This is a genomic window from Microbulbifer thermotolerans (genome assembly GCF_001617625.1).
GTDB lineage: Bacteria > Pseudomonadota > Gammaproteobacteria > Pseudomonadales > Cellvibrionaceae > Microbulbifer > Microbulbifer thermotolerans.
Window position 1 is genome coordinate 3812553 of the sequence record NZ_CP014864.1, and the last position, 26104, is coordinate 3838656.

Below are 26104 nucleotides of genomic sequence, written 5' to 3' on the forward strand. Positions count from 1 at the left end.
GGCGGCGGCGGAAACTGTTCAGAATCTGGCCCGGCCGCAAAGAGCGGCGTTTTATACCAGAAGAGCCCTTGTGGGGCAAGTTTTATACAGCGCATTGTCCTCTGCGGGGCCGGGCGAGCGGATGGCTCACGGGTTCCCTAAAGCAGCCCCTGTTCGACAAACGACAGCGCCTCTCCCTCGCCAACAATCATATGGTCAAGCACCTTGATATCCACCAGTGCCAGCGCCTGGGACAGGCGCTCGGTGATCAGGACATCCGCCTGGCTGGGCTCACTGATACCGGAGGGGTGATTGTGGGCCAGAATGACGGCCGCGGCCCCCTTGTGCAACGCGGCCTGCACCACCTCTCGCGGGTAGACGCTGGCGGCGTTTAGGGTGCCCTCAAACAGTTCTTCGAAGGCGATCACCCGGTGCTGACTGTCCAGATAGAGGCAACAGAAAACTTCACGCCTGCGATGGCGCAAATGCGCAGAGAGGTAATCGCGGACCGCGCCGGGGCTGCACAGGGCATCGCTGCGCTGCAGGGTCTCCGCCAGATGGCGGCGCGCCATTTCCAACACCGCCTGCAACTGCACATACTTGGCATCGCCGAGGCCCTTGCCGCGGCAGAACTCCTCCCGTTCCGCCTCCAGCAGCGGCCGCAGACCGCCAAAATCCGCCAACAAGCGGCGCGCTAAATCCACCGCCGACATCCCGGCCACCCCCGTGCGCAGAAAGATCGCCAACAGCTCCGCGTCTGAAAGCGCCTCGGCCCCGCGCTGCAGTAGTTTTTCCCGCGGCCGCTCCGCAGCCGGCCAGTCTGTAATTCGCATACCTTCCTCCCTGAAGTAACGCTTGTTCCGCCCCCGGCCTTGGTACCAACGGGCGCATAAATGCTAATCTTACCCGCTCTTTCAACTTCGGAAACAGCGCCTATGTCTTCCCTGGCCGACAAACACATACTGCTGGGCATCAGCGGTGGTATCGCCGCCTACAAGAGCGCCGAACTGGTGCGCCGCCTCAAGGAGCAGGGGGCAGATGTGCGGGTGGTGATGACAGCCGGTGCCCAGGAATTCGTAAGGCCGCTGACCTTTCAGGCACTGTCCGGCAACCCGGTGCATACAGATCTGCTGGACCCGGCAGCCGAGGCAGCCATGGGCCATATCGAGCTGGCCAAATGGGCGGAACTGATACTGATCGCGCCCGCCAGCGCGCAGATATTGGCCAAGCTCGCCGCGGGTATAGCCGACGATCTGCTCTCCACCTTGTGTCTCGCCAGTACAGCCAGACTTGCCCTGGCCCCGGCGATGAACCAGGCCATGTGGCGCCATCCGGCCACGGCAGCCAATGTGCAGACATTGCGCAACCGCGGTGCGCTTTTCTGGGGCCCCGCCGCCGGCAGTCAGGCCTGCGGTGACGAGGGACCCGGTCGCATGCTGGAACCGGAAACGCTGGCAGCTGAGACCGAAGCGCTGTTCCACCTCAACCGAACCCTGGTCGGCAGGAGAGTGGCAGTTACCGCCGGCCCCACCCGCGAGGCCCTGGATCCGGTCCGATTCCTCTCCAACCATAGCTCCGGCAAAATGGGCTTTGCCCTGGCCGCCGCGGCACAGCGCGCCGGCGCCGAGGTCACACTGATCGCCGGCCCGGTGAATCTCCCCACCCCCGAAGGTGTCAGGCGTGTGGATGTGGTCAGCGCCCTGGAGATGCGCGACGCGGCTGAGCGCGCCGCCGACCACTGCGATATATTTATCGCCGCTGCCGCCGTAGCGGACTATCGCCCGCAGGCTGTGGCACAACAGAAAATCAAAAAGAAGGCGGACAGAGGAGAAGAGACGCTGGCCCTGGTCAAAAACCCGGACATTGTCGCCGGTATCGCCGCGCGTACCGACTCGCGTCCCTTTACCGTTGGCTTTGCCGCGGAGACCGAAAAAGTCATCGAACACGCGCAGGACAAACTGACGCGTAAAAATCTCGACATGATCATCGCCAACGATGTCAGCGCCGCGGACTCCGGTTTCAACAGCGATCGCAACACCGTTACCATTATTGATTCCTCTGGCTGTGAGACCTTACCGCCAACTCTGAAAACTGAACTGGCAGATCAGCTGATCGCCATGATCGCCGCCCGCGCCCCCGCGCAGGAATAATCGCCCCAATAACAACCGCGCAACCGAGAGGTTATTGAAAAGCACCGTGGCATCACGCAACAAGACTGATTTCAAATCTCTGTTTCATCGCGGCCTGCTGCTACCGGCCCTGCTGGCAGTCGCTGCCTGGCTGGGCGGCGCCTACTATATTGAAGCGAACATCATCGCCCCCCGCAGCGCCCGGCAAGTAGCGCAGGCCGCACAGCGGGAGGTGCAAGCGCACGCGGCGAAATTGCAACAATACCTGGCCGCGCAGGCACGGGAACTGCAAACCATCAGCGCAGATGAAGGCCCGCTGCAAAGCGCGGCACTGCCGGGCGCCACTGTCCAGGCTTTTGCCGCCGACCAACTGCGCGTCGGTGCGGGTAGCGATCCCCGCCTGAATTTTGCCCTGGTGGATCTGCTCAAACGCACACAACGAAAAACCGGGCAGCCGGCGGAATTTCTGCGCACCGGCGAAAACAACAGCTGGCAGCTGCACAGAGCTATTTCCCAGCAGGACAAACTGTTACTGGTCACACAACCCTTTACCGCTTTTGAAGACACACTGAAAAAACTCGACAAAGGCAAGGGACACCTGCAATTGGTGCAAAAATTTCCCGACGGCCCGCCACAGACCCTGTGGCAAACAGGGCAGGGCAGCGGCACGGCGTCCAGCGCCAAAGTTGGCGGCAGCTACCTGACCATAGAGTTCAAGCCCTCTCCAGCCTTTGCCAAAGCCAACGGTATATCTGCCCGCTGGGTTTATTTTGCCGCGCTCGCGGGCCTGATAATCTCTCTACTGCTACTGCTGCGTTTTATGCCTCGCGACAGCAAGGCGCCCTGGGAGAGGAGCAATAAAAAAGCCGGTGACGGCACCGATGCCCCGGAACCGCAGCAGACCGAGTCCCTCGCCGCTATTCCCAGTGGCCCTATTCCCCAGGCGGTGACGGCAGTGCCCGATGAAGCGCCCCGCTCGAAATCAGAACCGCAACAGAGGAGCACTGCGCCGCAAAAGTCTGACCTGATGACCGAAATGGATTTCCCGGCCCATGTATTCCGCGCCTACGATATCCGCGGCATTGCCGAGAAAGAGATTAACGAGCCTTTCGCCTATCAGCTGGGGCGCGTTCTCGGCACCCTGGTCCAGCATATGGGCGGAGACCTGCTGTTGGTGGGCCGCGACGGTCGCAACAGCAGCGAGCTGCTTAGCAATTGCCTGGTGGAAGGTATTCTCGACAGTGGCTGCAACAGCGTGAACCTGGGGCTGGTGCCGTCTCCGCTGCTCTATTTCGCCTGTGCAAAAGGTAAAAACACCAGCAGCGGTGTCATGGTGACCGCGAGCCACAATCCGGCGGAATACAACGGTTTCAAGATTATTCTCAAAGGCCGACCTCTGGCGGAAGACAAGCTGAAAAAGTTGCACCAATTGATGCAAAAGGGACCCTTCAAGAGCGGCCGGGGCAGCAACCGCGAGCAAGACATCAAGGAAAACTACATCGACACCATTTTTAACGACGTGGCCCTGGCTGGACAGCCGCACCTGGTGATAGACGCCGGCAACGGCGCCACCTCATTGCTGGCGCCGCGGCTTTTTGAACAGCTGGGCTGCGCCGTGACGCCGCTGTTCTGCGACATCGACGGCAACTTTCCCAACCACGCGCCGGACCCCTCGCGCCCGGAAAACCTGCGGGCACTGATCGACAAAGTCCGGGAAACGGGCGCGGACCTTGGCGTCGCCCTTGACGGCGACGGCGACCGCGTCACACTGGTGTCCGCTTCCGGCCGCATCGCCTGGCCGGATCAGCTGGTAATGTTACTGGCCCGTGACATTCTGGCGCGCAACCCGGGGGAAAGCGTCGTATTCGATGTAAAAAGCAGCCGCGCTCTGGCACAGCTGATCAGCCAGTATGGCGGCCGCCCCATAATGTGGAAAACCGGCCACGCACCGATGAAAACCAAGATGCTGGAGACCGGCGCTATTCTCGGCGGCGAGCTCTCCGGGCACATTTTTATCAAAGATCGCTGGTTCGGTTTTGACGACGGCATCTACGCGGCCGCCCGCATCCTCGAAATTATGGCCCTGCGCGAACAGAGCCTGGACGAACTGCTCGATTCACTGCCCCAGTTCACCAGCACCCCGGAGATACTGCTGGAAGTAGAAGAAGGGGATAAATTCGCATTGATTGAAAAACTCAAGACTCAAGGCAATTTCGGAGATGCCGATGTCAACGACATTGACGGTCTGCGGCTGGAGTACGCCGATGGCTGGGGGTTGGTGCGCGCCTCCAATACCGGCGCCGCGCTGACACTGCGCTTTGAGGCGGAAACGGAGGATGCCCTTGAGCGCATCCGCAAGCTGGTGATGGCCGAATTAAAAAAAGTGGACCCGAAACTGGCCGTGCCCAATTGGGAACTTCTATAAGCGTTGCAACCGCAGCCCCGCACAGGGAAGCCTGTCTGTAGATTAGGAACTAATTTTTATGTCACTCGATAGTAAATCCGCACTGCGCATCGCCCAGGTTCTGAACGAAGCGCTGCCCTATATCCAGCGTTTCACTGGTAAGACCATCGTGGTCAAGTTCGGCGGCAATGCAATGGTGGATGAGACACTGCAAAACAGTTTTGCCCGCGACATTATCCTAATGAAGCTTGTGGGAATGAACCCGGTCGTGGTGCACGGCGGCGGGCCGCAAATCGGCGAACTGCTTCAGAAGCTCAACATCGAATCCCGCTTTATTGACGGTATGCGTGTCACCGACAGCGAAACCATGGACGTGGTGGAAATGGTCCTCGGTGGCACCGTGAATAAGCAGATCGTCAATCTGATCAACAAGAACGGCGGGCGCGCCGTCGGGGTAACAGGCAAAGACGGCCTGCTGATCAAGGCGAAAAAGCTCAAGATCAAAAACGAGGCCGCCGGCCTGCACGCATCGGAAATTATCGACATCGGCCACGTGGGCGAAGTAGAGAGCGTCAACACCGATGTCATCGACATGCTGATCAGAGGCGATTTTATTCCCGTCATCGCCCCCATCGGCGTGGGCAGGGACGGCGCCTCTTACAATATCAACGCCGACCTGGTGGCAGGAAAAATCGCCGAGTACCTGCAAGCGGAAAAGCTGATGCTGCTGACCAACGTTGCCGGCCTACAGGATAAAAACGGCAAGGTGCTCACCGGCCTCAGCACCCTGCAGGTTGACGGGCTCATCGCCGACGGCACCATCTACGGCGGCATGCTGCCGAAGATTGCCTGCGCCCTGGATGCGGTCAAGGCCGGCGTCACATCGGCGCATATTATCGATGGCCGAGTCCCCCACGCAGTACTGCTGGAAATATTTACCGACAGCGGCGTGGGCACCCTGATCACCAACTCCGCCAATGCGGAGCAAGCGGATTAACAATTGAAGCGGGCAGGGCGAACCGGTAGGATTCCCGCGCTTTTCTAACCCGGGTTCCGGAGAGCGCCCCTCCGGCAGCCTATGCGAACTGCGCTTTGAACGCATAACAACAAGGCAGCGAATGAGCAGCGAAAAGATCAACCGCCGTCAACAAATTCTCCAAGCCCTGGCACATATGTTGGAGGCCAGCCCTGGAGCACGCATTACCACCGCGGCCCTGGCCAAGGAAGTGGGCTTTTCCGAAGCGGCGCTTTACCGCCACTTTCCCAGCAAGTCAAAAATGTTCGAGGGGTTGATCGAATTTATTGAGGAAACGGTGTTCAGCCGCATCTCCCTGATACTGCAGGAAGAGCCTGCGGCCCTTGGCCGCTGCCAAAAGATACTGCACCTGTTGCTGGCTTTCTGTGAACGCAATCCGGGCATCACCCGCCTGCTCACTGGCGACGCGCTGACCGGGGAAACCGAGCGACTACACGGGCGAATACTGCAGTTCTTCGACCGGCTGGAAACCCAAATGAAGCAGATATTGCGGGAAGCGGAATTGCGCGAACAGCTGCGCCCGGCGCTTCCTCTCGGCGCCGCCGCCAACCTGCTGCTGGCCAGTGCCGAAGGGCGCATCATTCAGTACGTGCGCAGCGGCTTCAAACGCAAACCCACAGAGTACTGGTCCGAGCAGTGGCCGGTGCTGACGGCGGGTTTCTTCCGTGAAACGGCGCTGGTATAAAAGCCGGTAACCCGGCACTTATTACTGACGCGCGATCTCCGCATAGCGTGCCGCGGCCTTGTCGAACTCTCTGTTGATCTCCACCGCCTCTGCCTCCCGACGGCTCAGGCGCTCCTTCAATACGGCTACTTCCTCGCGCAGATCGGCAATGCGCTCCAGCAGCCCGGGCGCCACTTCGCGGCCCTGGCGCTGGATGCGCGCGGCCGCCGCCTCTTCCTGCTCTATCTGCCGGCCGAGACTGGCAATGTTGGAGCGCATAATCGCCATATCCTGCTCGACGATCGCCAGCTTGCGGGCACGGGCGCTCTCGATATCGGCAACGCTGTTGTAACGTTTCAGCAGCTGGCGATCCACCTCCCGCTGCTCTTCGAGGCGCTTCTGCTCGGCCAGTTCCTCGCCGCTCAACTGTGGCGGCACTACTTTGAGGACGCGGCCGGAGAGGCTCAGTATCTCGTAGCCCTTGGCCACATAGCGCGGCGGCACCTTATCGTCGAGTACACGGACGCCATTCTCGTCCGTGTAGCGGTAGAGCACCTTGCCCTCAATCTCCCCGCCCGGCTGTGCCTGAGTGGAAGCTGAGGGCAGCAGGGCGCTGATCAACAGGGCCGCGGCTAAGGATTTTGAAGGGGAAGCGACTTTCATCGCACTTCTCGCTGCTGGGTCAGATGTGCCTGCTATTCCGGTATCACTGTGCGGCAGCGCCGTAACGCTGGCGGTAGTCCTCGATCTTTTTCACCGTGCCGCTATCCTGCGACTGCTCTTTCAGATAGCTGATGATATGGTCCAGCTGCACGATGCTGATTACCGGAATATTGTACTGTTGCTCAACCTTCTGAATAGCGGAGAGTTCACAGTCTTCACCGGCCCTCTCCTGGCGGTTCAGCCCGATGACCACACCGGCCGCCTCGGCGCCCTGCTCGCTGATGATCTGCATCACTTCACGTACCGCAGTGCCGGCGGTAATCACATCATCGATAATCAAAACCTTGCCAACAAGCGGCGCACCTACTAAGGTTCCGCCTTCACCGTGATCCTTGGCCTCCTTGCGGTTGTAACAGAAGGGTTTGTCCACACCTTTCTTTGCCAGCGCCACGGCAGTCACCGCACCCAGCGGTATACCCTTGTAGGCCGGCCCGAAAATGACATCAAATTCAACTCCAGAGGCGAGTATCGCTTCGGCGTAGGCCTGTCCCAGCGCCGCTAGCGCGGCGCCTGTGTGGAATCGGCCGGCATTGAAGAAATAGGGGCTCCGGCGACCGGACTTCAGGGTGAAATCACCGAAACAAAGCACCTGATGATCCAGGGCTAGTTGGATAAAATCGCGCTGATACTGCTGCATGGAAAATTAATATCTATTGGCTAAGGTGAAGGGAGACTTCTCCGCAGAGATCTGTCGGAGACTGGTAGTAATAATGTTAGTAATCATACACAGTCCGCTGGTAAGGGGCTAATAATGCGAATAGTGAGTCTGTCGGTAGACGGCGTTCATCAGGCGGCACAACGCGGCCTCTACGATTGGCTGGCCGAGCAGGACGCGGATATCATCTGCCTGCAAGATCTGCGCTCCCTGGAGCCGGAGCTGGATCACCCCGTGTTCCACCCCGACGGCTATTACAGCTACTTTTTCGATTCCGGTACGCCGCACGAAAACGGTGTCGCCATCTATACCCGCAGCCAACCGAAGGCGATTATCTTCGGTATGGGATTCGCCAATGGCGAAGACATGTACGGCCGCTACTTGCAGGCTGACTTCGAACGCCTCAGCGTCGGCTCCCTACTGGCACCGGTGGCCACCGACGAAGCGTCTCTGGAAAAGAAAGTGCAGTTCTTCGACGACATGCAGGCGCACTTGGTCAAGATCAGCCGCAAACGCCGCGACTTTATTTTCTGCGGCAACTGGGGCATGGCCCACCGCCGCGCCGACGTGCAGAACTGGCAGGACCATCAGGACACCCCCGGTTTTATGCGCCACGAACAGCGCTGGCTGGACCAGCTGTTCAACGACATCGGCTATGTGGATGCCTTTCGCAAGGTGGTGAAGGATGCCGACGAATTCACCTGGTGGCCGAGCGGCAAAATCGGCCAGGGAGATGGCTGGCGCACCGATATGCAAGTGGTCTCGCCCTCATTGAAAAACCGCATCGAGTACGGCGCCATCAACAAAAATGTCGACTTCTGCAGTCACCTGCCGGTCATTATGGATTACGACCTGGAAGTTTGACCCGAGATGTAATGGTGACGGGCGATCGAGCGCGGCCCGATGCACCCGATCACCGGCCAGAAGAGACTTACTCCGCGAGCACGGCCCGCTGAATAGCGATTAACTCGTCTATTCCCGCTTTACCCAAAGCCAGCATCTGCGCGAACTGCTTTTCGGTGAAAGGCTCTCCCTCGGCTGTGCCCTGTACTTCGATCATGCCGCCGTCTTCCGCCATCACCAGGTTCATATCGGTATCAGCGTTGCTGTCCTCCGGGTAATCCAGGTCCAGCACTGGCTCGCCGTCGTAAATGCCTACGGACACAGCTGCTACCAGGTTCTTCAGCGGGTCCGTGGTGATGATTTTCTCCCGCTGCATGTAGCGCAGCGCATCCACCAAGGCGACACAGGCCCCCGTGATGGCCGCGGTGCGGGTGCCGCCGTCCGCCTGTATCACATCGCAATCCAGCGTAATCTGATTTTCACCCAGCGATTGCAGATCCACTGCCGCGCGCAGCGAGCGGCCGATCAAGCGCTGAATTTCCACTGTGCGGCCACTCTGCTTGCCCTTGGCCGCCTCGCGAGGCATGCGCGAACCGGTGGAGCGGGGCAGCATGCCGTACTCCGCGGTAATCCAGCCGCTGCCCTGGCCGCGCAAAAAGCGCGGCACCTCGTCCGCTACAGACGCGTTGCACAGCACCTTGGTATCGCCAAATTCTACCAACACCGAACCCTCCGCATGGCGGGTATAGTTGCGGGTAATACGGACAGAACGCATTTGCGCCGGCCCGCGGCCACTGGGACGCTGCATAGATCACCTCTTTGTAAGCTCAAAGCCCGGCATTATAACCCCCGGCCGGACAATCGGATTCCGTGTGCTATGATGCCCGGCCGATTAAGTCTGGCAGAACATATTTTCCAGGGGGAACACGCATGGCCAGGGTGAACGACAAAGTACGCAGTATGACCGCCTTCGGTCGTGCGGAAGCCTCCTACGGCACCGGCACTGCCACCTGGGAACTGCGCTCGGTCAACCACCGTTACCTGGAACCCCATTTCCGCCTTCCCGAGACCGCGCGTCCGCTGGAAACCCAATTGCGCGAAACACTACGCAAGACACTCTCCCGCGGCAAACTGGAACTCACCCTGACCCTTAAGCCCAGCAACGCGGAAACGGCGGGCCTGGAGATCAACCAGCCGCTGGTAGCAGCACTGTTGCGCGCCGCAGAACAAGTCTCCGCCGGCGGCAATTGCGCACCGATCAACCCCCTGCAACTACTGCAGTGGCCGGGCGTGATCACTGAATCAGAGACAGATAGCGAACAGCAGAGCGCCGCGATTCTTCAGGCCTTCGGCGAAGCATTGGCACAGCTCAACGCCAACCGTGAGCGGGAAGGCGCGGAACTGCGCAAATTTATCGAAGCGCGCCTGGATAATATCGAGAAACAAGTCGCCGACGTGCGCGCGCTGCTGCCGCAGATTTTGGAGGCCCAGCGGGAAAAACTGCGCGCACGGCTCGAAGAACTGCTCGCCGAACTGGATCAGGACCGGCTGGAACAAGAAATAGTCTTGCTGGCACAAAAGGCCGACGTGGACGAAGAATTGGACCGCCTGGATGCCCACATTACGGAAACCCGTCGCGTCCTCGCCGGCGGCGGCGCCATCGGGCGGCGACTGGATTTTCTGATGCAGGAATTCAACCGCGAGGCCAACACCCTCTCATCCAAGTCCGTAGTTACCGATACCACCCAGGCGGCGGTGGAGCTCAAGGTGTTAATTGAGCAGATGCGGGAGCAGGTACAGAATATAGAGTAGAAGCAGACACACCACTGCTCCAACTGTTCGACAGAACTTCCGCCTGCTGCAGCACTATCTCCACTGCTTCCGGCGCTTTGTCCGGTGGGTATTTGCGCAGGCTTTCAGCAATTTCCACGGCAATTTTTTTAGAATCTCGCCTCCCAGTTCCCGCACTGCACTTTCGTTGTTGGCCTGGGCGTCGTAGAAGGCAACCTCGTCCAAGCTCAGCCCAACAACGAAAGTGCAGTTCTGGATTGGGTGCGTCCCGTTCTTTCTCCGCCAGAAACTCCTTAGCCATGGCAATGAACTCTTCTTAACCTACGCTGTTTCAATCGCACGGTTGTTGTAGCGGCGCAGGGTTTCCTGCAGGCGCTTCTGCTTCAGGGTTTAGCCTTTTACCAGATGGCTCTTCAGTACTTGAGTGGCCCTCTGCCGGAACTAGGCTGGGCGTTTGGAGCAGCCCCATCTGCGCCTGATTCAGTCACACAGTCTTTCACCACTGCATCCCAGTGCTTATCCAGCACCTCCAGGACGACTACACCCGGGGGTAACCATTGGTTACCGCCGTCGCCGTGGGAGTTTCTGAAAGTTTCTTCGTCAACGCGCCGGGAAAAAAGCCCGTTCGTAAACGGTAATTGAATCAAGCTTCGCAAAATAAAATACACTCTCTGGAGATAGCAAACCTTGAAACTTCTCCGCATATTGGCTTCGCATGTACCAACAAATTAGTGTTCTTTTCTACTGCATAATTACCTCGCCACTTTGAAACTCAGCGGGATACCTACTTCGAGTCAAGCCCTCCCGACACCCCCACACAACACTCCTCCTTCAGAAAACCAATCAAGCTTTCCAAGTGCTGGTATTCGGGTATGCAGATAATAGTGCGGCTGTGCTTTTCCTGGCGGATCAGGCCCACCTTGGCCATACGCGACAGGTGGTGCGACAGGGTTGAAGCGGGAATGCCCAACGCTTGCTGGATTTCGCCAACGGCGGCGCCGCGGTGGCCGGCTTTGACCAAAAAGCGGAATACCGCCAGTCGGTGACTGTTCCCCAGTTCGGCCAAGCTGGCGGCCGCCTCTTCGTGATCCATGTACATACTTCTGACCAACATTTCTAAATTTCTAGAATTATGGTTGACACACGCCGAAATGACAAGCTAGGCTTGCCCATATTTCGATAAATCTAGAAATATGGGAGCGATCGATGTCACCGCAACTGCAAGATACCTTGGGCATGTTTGCCTTTCTCGCTGTCGAACTGTCGACACTATTTATTGGCATTAGTCTGTTGGTAGGGATGCTTCAGCGGCATATTCCGCCATCTAAGGTGGAAGCCTTGCTGAGTGCCAGCCGGCGCAGAAGTTATTTTCTGGCGGCGGGCCTGGGGGCGATTACGCCGTTTTGCAGTTGCTCGACCATTCCGATGTTGAAGGGTTTGATCCGGGCGCGGGCCGGTTTCGGGCCGATGATGGTGTTTTTGTTCGCTTCGCCACTGCTGAACCCGATTGTGGTCGGCCTGTTGATCGCCACCTTCGGTTTGGCGCTCACGGCTATCTACGTAGTGGCGGCTTTCGGGGTTTCGCTCGGAGCCGGCTGGCTGCTGCAAACGCTGGGGTTTGAGCGCTATATCCGCAGTGACACAGGCAAAGAATCTGTGGGCTGCGGGTCGTCTGACTGTAGCGCCGAGCCGGCTGCCTACACTGGCGACGGAAGCTGTTGCGGGAGCACGCCGACCACAACATCTAGCGGCGGCTGTTGCGGGAGCACGCCGACCACAACATCTAGCGGCGGCTGTTGTGGGAGCACGCCGGCCACAACATCTAACGGCTGCTGTGGCGATTCACCCTCTGCGGCCGTCGCCATCGGTAAAGAAGGTAAATACAGCGGTTTGTGGCGGGAGGCCTGGTCAGACTTTGTGGATGTTCTGCCCTATTTATTGATTGGCATCTTCATTGGCAGCGTAATCTATGGCTTTATGCCCACTGGGTTGTTGGAGGAATATGCCGGGCCGGACAATCCTTTCGCGATCCCGATTGCAGCGGTCATCGGTGTGCCACTGTATATCCGTGCCAGTGCCGTCATACCGCTGGCCGCAGCGCTGATGACCAAAGGTGTGGGCGCGGGCGCGGTATTGGCATTGATTATTGGCAGTGCCGGTGCCAGTCTGACAGAGCTTATCCTTTTGCGCTCACTGTTTAAGTTCAGGCTTCTGGTGGCCTTTGTCACCGTGGTATTTGCCATGGCAATCATTGCAGGGTACGCCACGTTTCTGTTTTTTTAAGTAAGCCTTGATAAATTCGCCTGAGCGCTGTCGATGATGCAGCGGTGCTCAGGCAATGGAGTGGAAATTTATAAAAGCCGAGATCCCTATCCAATAAAGTCGAAATCCCTCTCCAACTATTTGCGTTTTTTCAGGCGGATTATTTGCAGGCCAAATAGCATTTATCAGCCATTCATCCGCATGTTTACTCGTATTTTTACCGCGAACTTTTTCACCAAAAGAAATATTTTCATAACGCTTAACACTTGTGAACAACGTTGCTCCATAGTGGTGCACAACCAAACAACTTTTTCTAATTGAGATTTGGTTCTCACTTTGGGAGCCATGCTGCACAAATGTTCTCCAAGAAATAGCATTTTGGCGCCAAATTCAAAGAGTTATCCCCAAAAAAAACTGAGGGATAGAATCATATTTCCGTTAAAGGAAAGCATTAGGATTATTATCCTTTTGTGACATTGAGTCTTTCCCGTCTAAATCTGTCGCTAAGCGTATCGGCAGCAGTATTCGTCGGCACACGAGAAACCACTCTTTGGGCAATAATTTTTGATTGTTCAAAAGTAAAACGGTAGGCGGGATACAGGAAGTAAAACGGCGCGCTGCGGGCAATTGGCGGTCGCGTTCAAAACAATAACAAAGGAGATTATGGCAACAATGAAATCACCCTTAAAAAACCTCGTGCAAAAATCCGCGCTGTTAAGTGCGGTCACTCTATTATGCGCGGGTCCTTTCACGGCCCACGCGGTGGAAACCAGCAACCCCGCGGCCGCGCCCATGAGTATGAGCGCGCAACCAGTCACTGACCGCATCATTGTCAAATATAAAAACACGTCGCAGTTGAGCATGGCTTCCAGCATGTCTCAAACCGCAATGGAAAATGCCTCGCGCCTGGCGGGCACTGAATTGCGTCACATGCGGCGCTTGGCCACCGGCGCACAGTTAATGCGTCTGAATAAGCATAAAGGCGGAGCCGAGCTGGCGGAGATTATCAGCCGTCTTCAACAAGACCCGAACGTCGAGTACGCGGAACCGGACTTGCTTCTGCAGCCCATGGCCATTCCCAACGACACCTACTACAACCAGCAGTGGCATTATTTCGAGTCCGCCGCTGGCCTGAACCTGCCCTCGGCCTGGGACACCACGCAGGGGGAAGGCGTCGTAGTGGCAGTGATCGACACTGGCTACCGGCCGCATGCGGATCTGGTGGACAATATTTTGCCCGGCTATGACATGATTTCTGATTCCACCGTGGCCCAGGACGGCGGCGGCCGCGACAGCGATCCCAGTGACCCCGGTGACTGGGCGCCCGCAAATGCCTGCTACTCCGGCTCACCGGCCACCAACAGCAGTTGGCACGGCACCCATGTGGCCGGCACTATAGCGGCTGTCACCAACAACGGCACTGGCGTCGCCGGCGTGGCCTACAAGGCCAAGGTAGTACCCATCCGCGTTCTGGGCCGCTGTGGTGGTTACACCTCGGATATCGCCGATGCCATTATCTGGGGCGCGGGCGGCAGCGTCAGCGGCGTGCCCAGCAACCCCAACCCGGCGCAGGTATTGAACCTCAGCCTGGGCGGCAGCGGCAGCTGCGGCACCACCACCCAGAATGCAATAAACACTGCGCGCAGCCTCGGCGCCACAGTAGTGGTGGCCGCGGGGAACTCCGGCGCCAATGCCGGCAATTACACGCCCGCCAGCTGCTCCGGTGTGATCACCGTCGCCTCCGTGGACCGCTCCGGTGGCAGGGCCTGGTACTCCAACTACGGCAGTGTGGTCGATGTGGCGGCCCCCGGCGGCGATACCTCGGTATCCAGCAACGGTGTGCTGTCCACTCTGAACAGCGGCACTCAAAGCCCGGGCAGCGACAACTACGCCTACTATCAGGGCACCAGCATGGCGGCTCCCCACGTGGCCGGCGCCGCGGCACTGCTGTACTCGGTGGACCCAACCATTACCCCGAGCGAGGTTGAGTCCATCCTGACCAGCACCGCGCGCAGCTTCCCGGCTTCCTGCAGCCAATGCGGCGCCGGTATTGTCGACGCTGCGGCAGCGGTAGCCGCGGCTGGTGGCGGCAACAACGGTGGCGGCGGCGGTGAGGAAACCGGCTGGACCGAGACCAATCTCTCCGGCAGTCAGGGCTCCTGGCAGCACTTCACCCTGGAGGTGAACAGCGGTATGTCCTCTCTGAATGTAGAGATGTCCGGAGGCAGTGGGGACGCCGATCTCTATGTGCGTTACGGCGCCCAGCCCACCACCAGCAATTACGATTGCCGCCCCTACCGTTGGGGCAACAGCGAGAGCTGTAGTTTCAACAATCCCTCCGCGGGCACTTGGTATATCAGTATCCGCGGCTACAACTCCTACTCCGGTGTGACCCTGGACGCCCAGGCAACAGACTAACCCGGTGCTATTGCTGTAACTGCGGGCGCAGTTCCGCAGTGTTCAGTGCAAAAGGGCGAGCCAAGTGCTCGCCCTTCGTCCATCTTGAACAATACCCACCCACTCGCATCCGCAAAAATCCCTAACGGATTTCAAAATCACGTCCTCTCCCACCTAGGCGCCCGCCCCGGGGCTGTGGCAAAGTCCCTGCAATTGGGCCGAATAACAAAATAAAGAGGTACCCGTGAGTCTCATCACCCTCGCTATCCCCTTTTTTCTTATCGCCGTTCTGGTGGAGCTGGCACTGGACCGCTGGCGCGGATGGGGTCTTTACCGGCTGAACGACGCCATCGGCAGTCTCGGTGCCGGCATACTGAGCCGACTTTCCGGACTGGTGCGCGCCGGCCTGCTGCTGGCCATCTACGTGCCCGCATACGAGTGGCTGAAGCCCATCTACGCAGCGGCGGGTCTCCATTGGTCCGCGGACAACATCTGGCACCTGTTTTTGGCGGTGGTGGCCTATGACTTTTGCTACTACTGGAAACACCGCTTCGCGCATGAAATCAATCTCCTTTGGGCCGATCACCTGGTGCACCATCAGAGTGAGGACTACAACCTGACTACGGCGCTGCGCCAGCCGGCGGGCGGCCCGCCAGTGGGCTGGATCTTTTATATGCCACTGCTGGCCATCGGCCTTCCCCCGGAAATGGTGGTCACCGCTGGCGCCATAGACCTGATCTACCAGTTCTGGGTGCACACACAGAAGTTCCCCAAAGTGCGCTGGATGGAGTGGATCTTCGTAACCCCGTCAAACCACCGAGTGCACCACGCTCAGAACACGATCTACGTGGACCGCAATTACGGCGGGGTATTTATCATCTGGGACCGCCTGTTCGGCACCTATCAGGAGGAGCTGGAAGAAGAGCCGTGTATCTACGGGGTACGCAAACCGCTCAATAGTTTCGATCCCCTGGCCGCCAATCTACAACACTACAAGCGCATGGCTTTGGATGCTTGGCACACTAAAAACTGGTGGGACAAGCTCACGCTTTGGTTTCGCCGCACCGGCTATCGCCCGGCGGACGCCGAAGCAGCCATGCCGGTGCCTTCCTGCGACCTAAACAACTTCCAGCGGTTCGATCCGCAAATCACCCGCGGCCAGCGCATCTACGCGCTGGCACAGCACCTGTGCTACTCCGCCGCCACCCTGGCATTGCTCTGGCATGCGCAACACCTGGACTACTGGCAGCAACTCACTACCGTACTCGCATTGACCTTCGGTCTGGTCGTCAACGGCCGTATTCTCGACGGCCACCGCCTGGCCAAGGGGGCAGAGTTGATCCGCCTCGGAGCCCTGGCTGCACTCCTGCCACTGCTGCCGACACCCCTGTCGGCCACCCTGGCCATCTATTGTTTGCTCAGTGCATTGAGTTGGTGGTGGTTGGCTTTTACGAGCAAAGCCGATAGAGTCGCCCTCGTTAGCGATTAGCAACAGGGAACAAAACCCGGTCGCAGGAGGTAGGTGGTGATCGGGGGCCCTTCCCACAGGGCGGTTCCGGCCGGACTCAGGGGCGTCTGTACCAGTAGTTGGTACGAGCGCTCCTGAAAACTCCCAACACATCCCCCCAACCGGCCGGGACTTAGCCTTTTACCCGCCTCGTGCAATTGCATCCGTTATAATGCGCCCTTTGTCCGGATGCAGGATCAGTTGTGCAAACAGGAACCCTTTTTACCGTGTCCGCACCCTCAGGTGCGGGAAAAACCAGCTTGGTGAAAGCGCTGGTAGACAGCGACAGCCAGGTGACCGTGTCCGTATCCCACACCACCAGACCCATGCGCCCGGGCGAGCGGGATGGGGTCAACTACCATTTCGTCGACCGCGATGCATTTGTGGAAATGCTGAACAGGAATGCCTTCCTCGAACACGCGCAGGTATTCGACAACTTTTACGGCACCTCGCGGGAATGGGTCGAGCAAACACTGGCCAGCGGTCGAGATGTGATTCTCGAAATTGACTGGCAGGGCGCCGCCCAAGTGCGCCGTCTGTTACCGGATACGGTCGGCATCTTTATATTGCCACCCTCCCAGCAGGCGCTCCGCGAGCGTCTGACCGGACGCGGCCAGGACGAGCAGAGCGTGATTGAAAAGCGTATGGCGCAAGCCATCGACGAAATGTCCCACTATGTGGAAGCGGACTACCTGGTGATCAACGACAACTTCGACGAAGCGCTGCGCGAGCTGCGCGCGATCGTTACCGCCCAGCGCAGCCGCCTGCAGTGCCAACAACAGCGCCACGGCGCGCTGTTGGAAGCACTCCTGCACCATTGAGTCAGCTGTTCGATTTGCGTACACTGTTCGGTCCGATAGAATATCCGTACCGAATTGCCTCGCAGGTAACGCCTGCGCACTGTTAATGGAACCGAAAATTTATGGCACGCATTACCGTTGAAGATTGCCTGCAACACGTCGACAACCGCTTTGAGCTCGTCATCGTGGGCAGCAAACGCGCCCGTCAGATTGCCACCGGCGGCAAAGACCCGCTGGTACCGGAAGAGAATGACAAGCCCACGGTAATCGCCCTGCGGGAAATCGAAGAGGGCCTGGTGGACGCCAGTATCCTCGACGAACCGGAAGAGGAGGCGGCCCCGGCACCGCAATCCCTGTCCGCTCCGACCTACCTGTCCGAGCAGAACATCTGATTCGTTTGGACTTGAACGCAAAGAGAGGCGCGCACGGCTTTGCACACCATCGATAGTCTGGCCCACCGCCTCTCCTCATACCTGCCCCCCAATCAGATCCAGATAGTCCGCCGCGCTTATTTCTACGCGGAGCAAGCCCACGACGGCCAGCAGCGGCGCTCCGGCGAGCCCTACATCACCCACCCACTGGCGGTCGCCACCATACTGGCCGGCATGCATATGGATCACCAGAGCCTGGCCGCGGCCATGCTCCACGATGTCATCGAAGACACCGGCATTCCCAAGGCTGCGCTGGCGGAACAGTTTGGCGATGAAGTGGCAGATCTGGTGGACGGCGTCTCCAAACTGACCCAGTTCGAGACCGACAGCCCGGCGGAAAAACAGGCGGAAAACTTCCAGAAAATGGCACTGGCCATGGCGCGGGATATCCGTGTCATTCTGGTCAAACTTGCGGACCGGCTGCACAACATGCGCACTCTGGGCGCACTCAAGCCGCAGAAGCGCGCGCGCATCGCCCGCGAAACGCTGGAGATCTATGCGCCCATCGCCAACCGCCTGGGTATGAACGACGTGCGCATCGAATTCGAGGATCGCGCCTTTTTTGCCATCCACCCACTGCGTGCCAGCCGTCTGCGCGCGGCACTGGTGGCAGCGCGCGGCAACCGCAAGGAGCTGCTGGAACAAATCCAGAACGCGATAGAGCTGCGACTGCAGCGCGAGGGCATAGATGCGCTGGTCATCGGCCGCGAAAAGCACCTCTACAGCATCTATCAAAAGATGCGCGCCAAGAAAAAATCCTTCAAGGAAATCATGGATGTCTACGCCTTCCGCATTATTGTCGATAGCGTGGACACCTGTTACCGCGTACTGGGCGTGATGCACAACCTGTACAAGCCGGTGATCTCCGAGTTCAAGGACTATATCGCCATTCCCAAGTCCAACGGTTATCAGTCTCTGCACACGGTGCTGCTGGGTATGCACGGCGTACCCATCGAAGTGCAGATACGCACCAAGGAAATGGATGAAATGGCCAACAGCGGCATCGCCGCGCACTGGCTCTACAAAGCCTCTGGCGATGAAGTGATCAACACTGGCGGCACCAGCCAGGTGCGCGCGCGGCGCTGGGTGCAGGGGCTGCTGGAGATGCAGCAGCGCGCGGGCAATTCGCTGGAATTTATTGAAAACGTCAAGATCGACCTGTTCCCGGACGAAGTGTACGTTTTCACGCCAAAAGGTGAGATTATCGATCTGCCCGCCGGCGCCACCGCGGTGGACTTCGCCTATTCGGTACACACCGATATCGGCAACTCCTGTGTCGCGGTCCGTATCAACCAGCGTCTCGCGCCGCTGTCGCAGCCGCTGGAGAGCGGGCAAAAGGTGGAGATTCTCACGCGCAAAAACGCACAGCCGAATCCCAACTGGCTCAATTTTGTGGTTACCGCCAAGGCCAGGAGTGCCATACGCCACTTCCTGAAGCACCAGCGCCACCACGACTCAGTGGCCCTGGGCCGACGCCTGCTGGAAAAAGCGCTGGGGAAATTCAACACTCGCCTCGAAGATCTGACCGAAGAGCAGCTGCAAAAAGGGTTGCAGGAAAACAAAGTGCCCACGCTGGAGAAGCTGCTGGAGGAAATCGGCCTGGGCAACAAGGTGGCTTTTTCCGCTGCCAAACTACTGGCCCCCGAAGGCAGCGAGGAGACGGAGGCCAGCCACATTTCTTCACCCTTAACCATCGATGCGGAAGAGGGCATGCTGATCAGTTTTGCCCGCTGCTGCCGGCCGATTCCCGGCGATACCATTGTCGGTCACATCAGCTCCGGTAAAGGCGTGGTGGTACACCGGGATACCTGCCGCAACACCATAGATTTCCGCGAGCACCCGGAAAACATCATGCTGGTCAACTGGTCGCCGGATGTAAAGGGCGAGTTCCTCGGCGACGTGCGGGTGGAAGTGGAATCCGAGCGCGGCATTATCGCCCAGCTGGCCACCCGCATCACGGAAGAGGGCGCCAGCATCGAGCAGATTCACGTAGACGAGAAAGATGCCCACAACAGCGTTATTTCTCTCACCCTGGAAGTCAGCAACCGTGTGCACTTGGCGCGGGTGATGAAACGGCTGCGCAATCTGCCGGCGGTGATCCGCATCTCGCGCCCGTGATGGCGCTGTCACCGCTTATCCCGCCACCGCCAAAATCCTGGCAAATTTTGTCGGAGCCGGCCGGAACCTATGACAGCATCCAGCCAATTGCCATTTGTCGGCAAAATTTGCGCTTTCTTTCCGCCGCCTTATCCCCCACCTCCCATTCCCTGAACAGGCGCGCTATATTTGCCGCTTTTCTTTTTCGGCAAAGCACTGGAGTACCTCATGCCCAATCGCGCCGTCATCAAGACTGACAAAGCCCCGGCAGCTATCGGCAGCTATTCCCAGGCCGTCAAGGTCGACAACACAGTCTACCTGTCCGGACAGATTCCCCTGGATCCGCAAAGCATGGAAATTGTCGAAGGCGACTTCGCAGCCCAGGCCCGTCAGGTATTTCAAAACCTGCGCGCAGTCTGCGAAGCGGCCAACGGTTCCCTGGGGCATATTGTGAAGCTGAACCTCTATCTGACCGATCTCAGCAACTTTTCCACAGTTAACGAGGTGATGGCGGAATTCTTCGAGGAACCCTATCCCGCGCGCGCGGCGGTGGGCGTAAAAGAACTGCCCAAGGGGGCACTGTTTGAAGCCGAAGCGGTAATGGTCATCTGAGGAAAGCCCGTCCGCAACACGGTCAGCACTCCAATACCACCTTGCCCACGGAGCGCCCGGAGCGCAGAAAATCCAGGGCGGCGTGGGCATCGGCGAAAGGGAAGCGCCGCCCAACCAGCGGCGGTGGCAAAGGCACATCGCCGAGTTCAGCGAGCAGCGACTGCATCTCGTCCTTACGATCCCACAGCCAAATCAAATTGAAGGCCAATACCGAGCGGTTGCTGCTGATCATGTCCATGACATCGTAGCGGGGACGGCGCAGATAGCGCCAGGCGGCACGCAAATAGTCCGGACGTTTTCCCCTGGGGGTAAATTCAGCGGCGCCAAATACCACCAGCCGCCCCATCGGTTTGAGCGCTGCGAAACTGGCCTTTTGCACCGCGCCGCCGATGGCATCCAGAACCAAGTCAAAACTCAACCCTGTGCGCTGCAATTGCCGGTGGAAGTTCTTCTCCCGCACCAACACATCATCGAACCCCAGCTCGCGAAGCCGCACCGCTTTGTCTTCGCTGCCCACGGTGCCCACCGGACTGCCCCCCAGCGCCCGGGTCAGCTGCATCGCCTGTAATCCGACGCCGCCAGCGGCGCTGTGTATCAGAACCCTCTCACCGGAGCGCAGGGCGCCCAGCCGGGTCAGTGCATACCAGGCGGTCAACGACTGCACGGGCCAGGCCGCACCCTGGGCAAAATCCCAATCGTCCGGAAGGGGCATCAAATAGTCGGGTTCACAATCGATGACCGAGGCGTAGCCACCAAAGCGGGTCACCCCCATCACTCTGTCACCCGGCGAGAAGCCGGAGGCCTCTCCGCCCACCGCCGACACTTCTCCCGCGAACTCGAGGCCGGGGATAAAGGCACCACGCGGCGTGGCGGAGTAGAGGCCGGTGAGGGCGAAGATGTCGGCGAAATTGAGTCCGACCGCGCGCACTGTAACGCGTACGCTGGTGACGGGCAGGGTGGCCAGCGGCTCCGTCCGCAGACACAGCCTGGCGATGTCCCCGGCACCCGGCGTCTGCCAAACGGTGCGCCGCTCCCCTGCGGGCGGCGGATTCTCCCTCCGGTCGACCGCTGCCCGCGCGCCCATTTTCCTATCCTTCCGTTTTCAGCAGAGCACTGTAACCGGCCTTGTAGTCCGGGTATTTCATCGTATAGCCACTTTCCAGCATGCGCCTGTTGCTGAGTTTTTTCGAACGGCGCTCGCTGGTTTCGACAATTTCCCGCAAGTGGGCACTGGTGTAACCCATGGTCTTGACCAACCACTGCTGCAGTTCGTACATGGGCACAGGCAAACAGTCCGCTCCGATATACAGCTTTTCGGGCGCCCAGCCCCGCTTGTGCTTTTCCATCAGATGGATCAGGAAACCGATGCAGTCGTCGACGTGGATGCGGTTGCTGTACTGGGGCGGCGTCGGCGGCGCACAGCGGCCGGCACGCACTTGGGACAACAGGCGGTCGCGGCCGGGGCCGTAGATACCGGCAAAGCGCACCACACAGGTTGTGGGCACAGCATTGTGGATAATTTCCTCCGCCGCCAGCAGCGTATCGCCCTGGAAGCCATTGGGAATGGCCGGGGTCTGTTCATCGATCCACTGATCGCCACACTGGCCGTAGACGCGGGTAGAGGAAACCCAGATCAACAGACGGGGTGGGCGCGGCAGCTTGGGCAGGGTTTTGGCCAGAGCGGTGGCGGTACTGATATAGGCGCGATGATAGCCGCTTTGCGTGTGCTCATCGGGAGTGAAGGTAGCCAGCACCACATCGGCGCCATCAGTGAGCAACCGCTCGATATTTTCCGGTTTCGTCGCGTCGCCACGGCGCCAGTTGACAGCGTCGGCGCGACGTTTGGTAGCCAGGGCCACCAGCGGATTACGACGCACACCGTAGATTTGGTATTCCTGCCGATTCAGCTGCAATGCCAGGCGCGCACCCAGGTCGCCGCAACCGAAAATCCATAGTTTTTCCTGAGTCATAATCCTTCGCGCAGGGATGCCGCTCCCTCGACTTCCCCCCTTGCCGTTTCTCCCCTATCGTTAACTTGACCACCCCAAATAAAGAGGTCTTCCAGACCTCTGCAATAAGTCCCGACCAATTTCGTGGAACGGAGCCAGCGGATTCCGTAAATGACAATGCTGTTTGCCGGCCGCTGCGGTTTATTCCGCAGCGAGCCCCACCGTATCTAAAAATTTAAAAAATTCAGTGACTGCGCCGCTTGAGCATGCGGTACACGGCCAGAAATATAATCGCACCGATAGTGGCAGTGACAATATCACCGAGGCCGACACCCGTGACCGGCCCGCCGATTCCCACCAGGGAACCCACCCAGCCGCCGATAAAGGCGCCGACAATGCCGATGACAATAGTGACAATCCAGCCGCCCGGGTCCGGACCGGGCATGATCCATTTCGCCAATACGCCAGCGATCAATCCGAGAATGATCCAGGAGAAAATACCCACGATGATGCTCCAGTCTACGACTTGTTAAACGTATAGCAAAATAATGCGCCGCTAGCGCACGAACAGTTCCCTAAATAGAAAATTTTTCTATCCCCGGCGAGAGATCTGCCGAAATACATTTCCCCCGTTGGCCCAGAGCTATTATTTATGAATAATTGCTATCACCCGTAATCAGCTAATTGCCTCTAACATGACGCTCAACGAACTGCGCTATATTGTGACCCTGGCCCAGGAACAGCACTTCGGCCGCGCCGCCGAGCGCTGCTTCGTCAGTCAGCCGACGCTATCGATCGCTGTTAAGAAATTGGAGACGGAACTGGGCGTGGCACTGTTTGAGCGTTCCAAAACCCGGGTACAGGCAACGCCGCTGGGAGAGCGCATCGTTTCCCAGGCGCAACTGGTACTGGAACAGGCAGCCGCCATCAAGGACATCGCCAGCGCCGGCAAGGATCAGCTGGCCAGCCCCCTGTCCGTGGGCGCCATTTTCACTATCGGCCCCTATCTGTTTCCGCACTTTATCCCACAACTGCAAAAACTGGCCCCGGATATGCCCCTCTACGTGGAAGAGGGCTACACTGCCACCCTGCGCCAGCAGCTGCGCAAGGGAGAACTGGACGCGATTATCATCGCACTGCCATTTACCGAGCCGGACGTGGTTACCCAGCCCCTCTACGACGAACCCTTCGTGGTACTGATGCCCGCCAACCATCCACTGGCGGCACAAGAGTTCATCACGCCGGAGCAACTGTCCCAGGACAATGTGCTACTGCTGGGCGAAGGTCACTGCTTCCGCGACCAGGTGCTGGAGGCCTGCCCGCAATTGCAACAGACCATGGAAAGGGAGGGCAACGGCCATATCCGCACCGCCGCCGACGGCAGTTCCCTGGAAACACTGCGCCACATGGTGGCCTCGGGCCTCGGTATCACGGTACTGCCCCTGTCTGCGGCCACGGCTTCCCAATACGCCAACGGTCTGCTGGAAACGCGCCCCTTTGCACCGCCCGCCCCGCAACGCACCGTGGCATTGGCGTGGCGCGCCAGCTTCCCGCGCCACCAGGCCATCGACAAATTGCGCGAGGCCATTAATCAGTGCCAGCTGCGCGACCAATAAATAACCTCGCGGAACTGCCGGTCACCGCGCTGCGGGGCGTGGGGGAGAAGTTCGCCCAGACACTGGCCAAGCTGCATATCGCCACGGTGCAGGATCTACTGTTTCACCTGCCACTGCGCTACCAGGACCGCACACGGGTAACGCCGATCGCAGCACTCGCCCCCGGTGTGGATGCGGTGATCGAGGGGGAAGTGCGCGCCGCCGACGTTGTCTTCGGTCGCCGCCGCAGCCTGATGGTCAAACTGCAGGATGGCAGCGGCACCATCTCTCTGCGTTATTTCCACTTCACTGCGGCACAGAAAAACCGCTTCGCCCGCGGCGTGCGCCTGCGCTGCTACGGCGAGGCGCGCCGGGGCGCCGCCGGGCTGGAACTCTACCACCCGGAAACGGAAATCATTGGCGCCGAAAGCCCGGACAGGCCGGACACCCTGACACCCATCTACCCCCTTACCGAGGGGGTGACGCAATTGCGCCTGCGCGGCCTGATACAACAGGCACTGACGATGCTGGAGCAGGCCGGTGTGGCCGAACTGCTGCCTGCGGAATTGCTGCCGGCACCCCTGCGCTACCCGTTGCGGCAAGCCCTGCAGTATCTGCACGCACCGCCAGCGGGAGCCGATCTGGCGCAGTTGGCGGAGGGGATACACCCCGCGCAACAGCGCCTGGCACTAGAAGAACTGCTGGCCCACCATCTCAGTCTGCTGGAATTGCGGCGCGAAAACGCCGAAGTCTCCGCTCCGCCGCTTCCCGCCAATGCCGCCCTGGAGCGGGACTTTCTCTCCCGGCTGCCCTTTACCCTCACCGGCGCCCAACAGCGGGTATGCGCGGAGATCGCCCGGGATCTGTCCCAAAACCGCCCGATGATGCGCCTGCTGCAGGGGGACGTGGGCGCCGGCAAGACCTTGGTGGCAGCCATGGCTGCACTGAAAGCCATCGGTGCCGGTGCGCAGGTGGCGGTGATGGCACCGACGGAAATACTCGCCGAACAGCACCGGCGCAATTTTGACGCTTGGCTTGCACCACTGAATATCCGCGTCGCTCAACTGACCGGCAGCCTCAAGGCCGCCGAGAGACGTACCCAGCTGGCCGCTATCGCATCTGGCGAAGCGCAGCTGGTGGTGGGTACACACGCTCTCTTCCAACCGGAAGTGGTGTTCCACAACCTGGCGCTGGTCATCATCGACGAACAGCACCGCTTCGGCGTCCGCCAACGCCTGGAGCTGCGCGAGAAGGGCGCCGCCAAAGGTGTCAGCGGGCGGCTGCAGCCACACCAATTGATCATGACGGCGACCCCCATTCCCCGCACCCTGGCCATGTCCGCCTTCGCCGATCTGGACTGCTCGGTGATCGACGAGCTGCCTCCGGGGCGACAGCCGATCAACACCGTTGCTATCTCCAACGAGCGCCGCGACCAAGTGGTGGAGCGGGTGCGGGCCGCAGTGGCAGAGGGCCGCCAGGCCTACTGGGTCTGCACCCTGATCGAGGAATCGGAAAGTCTGCAAGCCCAGGCGGCAGAATCCACCGCCAGCGAACTGTCCGAGGCCCTGGACGGTGTGCGCGTTGCCCTGGTGCACGGGCGCCTGAAGCCGGAGCAGAAGGAGAGGGTCATGGGCGCCTTCAAGGCCGGCGAAGTCGATCTCCTGGTGGCCACCACGGTGATCGAAGTGGGGGTGGATGTCCCCAATGCGAGCCTGATGATCATCGAGAATCCCGAGCGCCTGGGCCTGGCGCAACTGCACCAGCTGCGCGGGCGCGTTGGACGCGGCTCCATCGCCAGTCACTGCGTTCTGCTTTACGGCCCCCCGCTGTCGCAAAATGGCCGCGCGCGGCTGCAAGCGCTCCGGCAGCACAGCGACGGCTTTGCCATCGCCGAGGAGGATCTGCGCCTACGCGGCCCCGGCGAGATACTCGGCACACGGCAGACCGGCGAAATTCAGCACCGCATCGCGGATCTGCAGCGGGATGCGCACCTGCTGCCACAGGTGCAGCGTATTGCCGCCTCGCCACTGCTCACTGAAGACCTGCGCCGCCTGCTGATCCAGCGCTGGCTGCAAAACAAACCGCGCTTCGCCGAGGCGTAACCCCCCGGACAGCCGGCCCGAGACCAGAGCCAAGAAAACGGTCATGAATTTTTTTGCGCTGCGCCAATGCAAATGGCAGCCTCTCGACAGCATCGCGGCAAGCCCCAAAACATCGGCACTCAAACAAC

The 26104-nt window shown here is 59.5% G+C and carries 25 protein-coding genes; 15 read left to right on the top strand and 10 right to left on the bottom strand.

The annotated features are described in order from the left end of the window. Nucleotides 1-137: 137 nt before the first annotated feature. Entirely contained in the window at nucleotides 138-812 is a 675-nt protein-coding gene (gene radC / locus A3224_RS15825) for a RadC family protein (protein ID WP_067156868.1), read from the bottom strand. Nucleotides 813-914: 102 nt separating this feature from the next. Between radC and coaBC the strand changes: the two genes are divergently transcribed. From coaBC to slmA, 4 genes are all read left to right on the top strand, one after another. Beyond that, nucleotides 915-2129, top strand: a complete 1215-nt coding sequence (gene coaBC / locus A3224_RS15830) for a bifunctional phosphopantothenoylcysteine decarboxylase/phosphopantothenate--cysteine ligase CoaBC (RefSeq protein WP_067156875.1) — start codon at nucleotides 915-917, stop codon at nucleotides 2127-2129. A 46-nt stretch (nucleotides 2130-2175) separates the two neighbouring features. After that, the gene (locus A3224_RS17375; protein ID WP_067158181.1) at nucleotides 2176-4533 is read left to right on the top strand and encodes a phosphomannomutase/phosphoglucomutase; all 2358 of its coding nucleotides are present in this window, start codon (nucleotides 2176-2178) and stop codon (nucleotides 4531-4533) included. A gap of 58 nt (nucleotides 4534-4591) precedes the next feature. Next, nucleotides 4592-5509 carry an acetylglutamate kinase gene (gene argB / locus A3224_RS15840; RefSeq protein WP_067156877.1) on the top strand — a complete coding sequence of 306 codons (918 nt, stop codon included), beginning with the start codon at nucleotides 4592-4594 and terminating at the stop codon, nucleotides 5507-5509. Between the two features lie 121 nt (nucleotides 5510-5630). Continuing rightward, entirely contained in the window at nucleotides 5631-6233 is a 603-nt protein-coding gene (slmA, locus tag A3224_RS15845) for a nucleoid occlusion factor SlmA (protein ID WP_067156879.1), read from the top strand. 21 nt (nucleotides 6234-6254) lie between these two features. On the opposite strand, the gene A3224_RS15850 is transcribed toward slmA, so the two are convergent. Beyond that, entirely contained in the window at nucleotides 6255-6875 is a 621-nt protein-coding gene (locus A3224_RS15850; RefSeq protein ID WP_067156881.1) for a hypothetical protein, read from the bottom strand. A 43-nt stretch (nucleotides 6876-6918) separates the two neighbouring features. Further along, nucleotides 6919-7572 carry an orotate phosphoribosyltransferase gene (gene pyrE / locus A3224_RS15855; RefSeq protein WP_067156883.1) on the bottom strand — a complete coding sequence of 218 codons (654 nt, stop codon included), beginning with the start codon at nucleotides 7570-7572 and terminating at the stop codon, nucleotides 6919-6921. Between the two features lie 114 nt (nucleotides 7573-7686). Between pyrE and A3224_RS15860 the strand changes: the two genes are divergently transcribed. Next, nucleotides 7687-8454: an exodeoxyribonuclease III gene (locus A3224_RS15860; protein ID WP_067156885.1), complete on the top strand. Its 768-nt coding sequence runs from the start codon at nucleotides 7687-7689 to the stop codon at nucleotides 8452-8454. Between the two features lie 67 nt (nucleotides 8455-8521). On the opposite strand, the gene rph is transcribed toward A3224_RS15860, so the two are convergent. After that, on the bottom strand, nucleotides 8522-9241 hold the full coding sequence (gene rph / locus A3224_RS15865) for a ribonuclease PH (RefSeq protein WP_067156888.1): 720 nt from the start codon (nucleotides 9239-9241) through the stop codon (nucleotides 8522-8524). A gap of 122 nt (nucleotides 9242-9363) precedes the next feature. Between rph and A3224_RS15870 the strand changes: the two genes are divergently transcribed. After that, nucleotides 9364-10245: a YicC/YloC family endoribonuclease gene (locus A3224_RS15870; protein WP_067156891.1), complete on the top strand. Its 882-nt coding sequence runs from the start codon at nucleotides 9364-9366 to the stop codon at nucleotides 10243-10245. A 54-nt stretch (nucleotides 10246-10299) separates the two neighbouring features. Here the strand turns inward: A3224_RS15870 and A3224_RS17705 are convergent, their stop codons facing one another. After that, complete coding sequence (locus A3224_RS17705) at nucleotides 10300-10530, bottom strand: type I restriction enzyme endonuclease domain-containing protein (protein ID WP_074901717.1); 231 nt, start codon at nucleotides 10528-10530, stop codon at nucleotides 10300-10302. 478 nt (nucleotides 10531-11008) lie between these two features. After that, a complete protein-coding gene (locus A3224_RS15875; RefSeq protein WP_437180634.1) occupies nucleotides 11009-11338 on the bottom strand; it encodes a helix-turn-helix domain-containing protein in 330 nt (109 codons plus the stop codon). Between the two features lie 92 nt (nucleotides 11339-11430). On the opposite strand from A3224_RS15875, the gene A3224_RS15880 reads away from it, so the two are divergent. Then, nucleotides 11431-12507 (top strand): permease, encoded by a 1077-nt coding sequence (locus tag A3224_RS15880; RefSeq protein WP_067156897.1) that lies wholly within the window; start codon nucleotides 11431-11433, stop codon nucleotides 12505-12507. Nucleotides 12508-12555: 48 nt separating this feature from the next. On the opposite strand, the gene A3224_RS17060 is transcribed toward A3224_RS15880, so the two are convergent. Further along, nucleotides 12556-12840, bottom strand: a complete 285-nt coding sequence (locus tag A3224_RS17060) for a hypothetical protein (protein WP_156481516.1) — start codon at nucleotides 12838-12840, stop codon at nucleotides 12556-12558. A 318-nt stretch (nucleotides 12841-13158) separates the two neighbouring features. Between A3224_RS17060 and A3224_RS15885 the strand changes: the two genes are divergently transcribed. The 6 genes from A3224_RS15885 (at nucleotide 13159) to A3224_RS15910 (ending at nucleotide 20330) form a co-directional block, all read left to right on the top strand. Continuing rightward, nucleotides 13159-14904, top strand: coding sequence for a S8 family peptidase (locus A3224_RS15885; protein ID WP_067156900.1), 1746 nt, complete (start codon nucleotides 13159-13161; stop codon nucleotides 14902-14904). Between the two features lie 223 nt (nucleotides 14905-15127). Further along, a complete protein-coding gene (locus tag A3224_RS15890) occupies nucleotides 15128-16372 on the top strand; it encodes a sterol desaturase family protein (RefSeq protein ID WP_067156903.1) in 1245 nt (414 codons plus the stop codon). 221 nt (nucleotides 16373-16593) lie between these two features. Next, nucleotides 16594-17211, top strand: coding sequence for a guanylate kinase (gene gmk / locus A3224_RS15895; protein WP_067156906.1), 618 nt, complete (start codon nucleotides 16594-16596; stop codon nucleotides 17209-17211). Between the two features lie 101 nt (nucleotides 17212-17312). Further along, nucleotides 17313-17582, top strand: a complete 270-nt coding sequence (gene rpoZ / locus A3224_RS15900) for a DNA-directed RNA polymerase subunit omega (protein WP_067156909.1) — start codon at nucleotides 17313-17315, stop codon at nucleotides 17580-17582. Between the two features lie 39 nt (nucleotides 17583-17621). Further along, the gene (gene spoT / locus A3224_RS15905) at nucleotides 17622-19739 is read left to right on the top strand and encodes a bifunctional GTP diphosphokinase/guanosine-3',5'-bis pyrophosphate 3'-pyrophosphohydrolase (RefSeq protein WP_067156912.1); all 2118 of its coding nucleotides are present in this window, start codon (nucleotides 17622-17624) and stop codon (nucleotides 19737-19739) included. A 207-nt stretch (nucleotides 19740-19946) separates the two neighbouring features. After that, nucleotides 19947-20330, top strand: a complete 384-nt coding sequence (locus tag A3224_RS15910; RefSeq protein WP_067158184.1) for a RidA family protein — start codon at nucleotides 19947-19949, stop codon at nucleotides 20328-20330. A gap of 22 nt (nucleotides 20331-20352) precedes the next feature. On the opposite strand, the gene A3224_RS15915 is transcribed toward A3224_RS15910, so the two are convergent. The 3 genes from A3224_RS15915 to A3224_RS15925 form a co-directional block, all read right to left on the bottom strand. Continuing rightward, nucleotides 20353-21414 carry a zinc-binding dehydrogenase gene (locus A3224_RS15915; RefSeq protein WP_067156915.1) on the bottom strand — a complete coding sequence of 354 codons (1062 nt, stop codon included), beginning with the start codon at nucleotides 21412-21414 and terminating at the stop codon, nucleotides 20353-20355. A gap of 4 nt (nucleotides 21415-21418) precedes the next feature. Further along, nucleotides 21419-22300, bottom strand: coding sequence for an NAD-dependent epimerase/dehydratase family protein (locus A3224_RS15920; protein ID WP_067156918.1), 882 nt, complete (start codon nucleotides 22298-22300; stop codon nucleotides 21419-21421). Between the two features lie 223 nt (nucleotides 22301-22523). Then, nucleotides 22524-22784 carry a GlsB/YeaQ/YmgE family stress response membrane protein gene (locus tag A3224_RS15925; RefSeq protein WP_067156921.1) on the bottom strand — a complete coding sequence of 87 codons (261 nt, stop codon included), beginning with the start codon at nucleotides 22782-22784 and terminating at the stop codon, nucleotides 22524-22526. A 190-nt stretch (nucleotides 22785-22974) separates the two neighbouring features. On the opposite strand from A3224_RS15925, the gene A3224_RS15930 reads away from it, so the two are divergent. Continuing rightward, complete coding sequence (locus tag A3224_RS15930) at nucleotides 22975-23895, top strand: hydrogen peroxide-inducible genes activator (RefSeq protein WP_067156924.1); 921 nt, start codon at nucleotides 22975-22977, stop codon at nucleotides 23893-23895. Then, the gene (gene recG / locus A3224_RS15935) at nucleotides 23874-25976 is read left to right on the top strand and encodes an ATP-dependent DNA helicase RecG (RefSeq protein WP_231902418.1); all 2103 of its coding nucleotides are present in this window, start codon (nucleotides 23874-23876) and stop codon (nucleotides 25974-25976) included. Before A3224_RS15930 ends, recG begins: the two co-directional genes overlap by 22 nt. Nucleotides 25977-26104: the final 128 nt, after the last annotated feature.

Excerpts from the sequence above, each read along its gene's own strand:
- coaBC (WP_067156875.1), top strand. The coding sequence starts at position 915 with ATGTCTTCCCTGGCCGACAAACACATACTGCTGGGCATCAGCGGTGGT.
- pyrE (WP_067156883.1), bottom strand. The coding sequence starts at position 7,572 with ATGCAGCAGTATCAGCGCGATTTTATCCAACTAGCCCTGGATCATCAG.
- A3224_RS15915 (WP_067156915.1), bottom strand. The coding sequence starts at position 21,414 with ATGGGCGCGCGGGCAGCGGTCGACCGGAGGGAGAATCCGCCGCCCGCA.
- rpoZ (WP_067156909.1), top strand. The coding sequence starts at position 17,313 with ATGGCACGCATTACCGTTGAAGATTGCCTGCAACACGTCGACAACCGC.
- radC (WP_067156868.1), bottom strand. The coding sequence starts at position 812 with ATGCGAATTACAGACTGGCCGGCTGCGGAGCGGCCGCGGGAAAAACTA.
- A3224_RS15875 (WP_437180634.1), bottom strand. The coding sequence starts at position 11,338 with ATGTTGGTCAGAAGTATGTACATGGATCACGAAGAGGCGGCCGCCAGC.
- A3224_RS15920 (WP_067156918.1), bottom strand. The coding sequence starts at position 22,300 with ATGACTCAGGAAAAACTATGGATTTTCGGTTGCGGCGACCTGGGTGCG.
- A3224_RS15880 (WP_067156897.1), top strand. The coding sequence starts at position 11,431 with ATGTCACCGCAACTGCAAGATACCTTGGGCATGTTTGCCTTTCTCGCT.
- A3224_RS15910 (WP_067158184.1), top strand. The coding sequence starts at position 19,947 with ATGCCCAATCGCGCCGTCATCAAGACTGACAAAGCCCCGGCAGCTATC.
- A3224_RS15930 (WP_067156924.1), top strand. The coding sequence starts at position 22,975 with ATGACGCTCAACGAACTGCGCTATATTGTGACCCTGGCCCAGGAACAG.
- rph (WP_067156888.1), bottom strand. The coding sequence starts at position 9,241 with ATGCAGCGTCCCAGTGGCCGCGGGCCGGCGCAAATGCGTTCTGTCCGT.
- A3224_RS15885 (WP_067156900.1), top strand. The coding sequence starts at position 13,159 with ATGAAATCACCCTTAAAAAACCTCGTGCAAAAATCCGCGCTGTTAAGT.
- slmA (WP_067156879.1), top strand. The coding sequence starts at position 5,631 with ATGAGCAGCGAAAAGATCAACCGCCGTCAACAAATTCTCCAAGCCCTG.
- A3224_RS15860 (WP_067156885.1), top strand. The coding sequence starts at position 7,687 with ATGCGAATAGTGAGTCTGTCGGTAGACGGCGTTCATCAGGCGGCACAA.
- A3224_RS15870 (WP_067156891.1), top strand. The coding sequence starts at position 9,364 with ATGGCCAGGGTGAACGACAAAGTACGCAGTATGACCGCCTTCGGTCGT.
- argB (WP_067156877.1), top strand. The coding sequence starts at position 4,592 with ATGTCACTCGATAGTAAATCCGCACTGCGCATCGCCCAGGTTCTGAAC.
- A3224_RS15850 (WP_067156881.1), bottom strand. The coding sequence starts at position 6,875 with ATGAAAGTCGCTTCCCCTTCAAAATCCTTAGCCGCGGCCCTGTTGATC.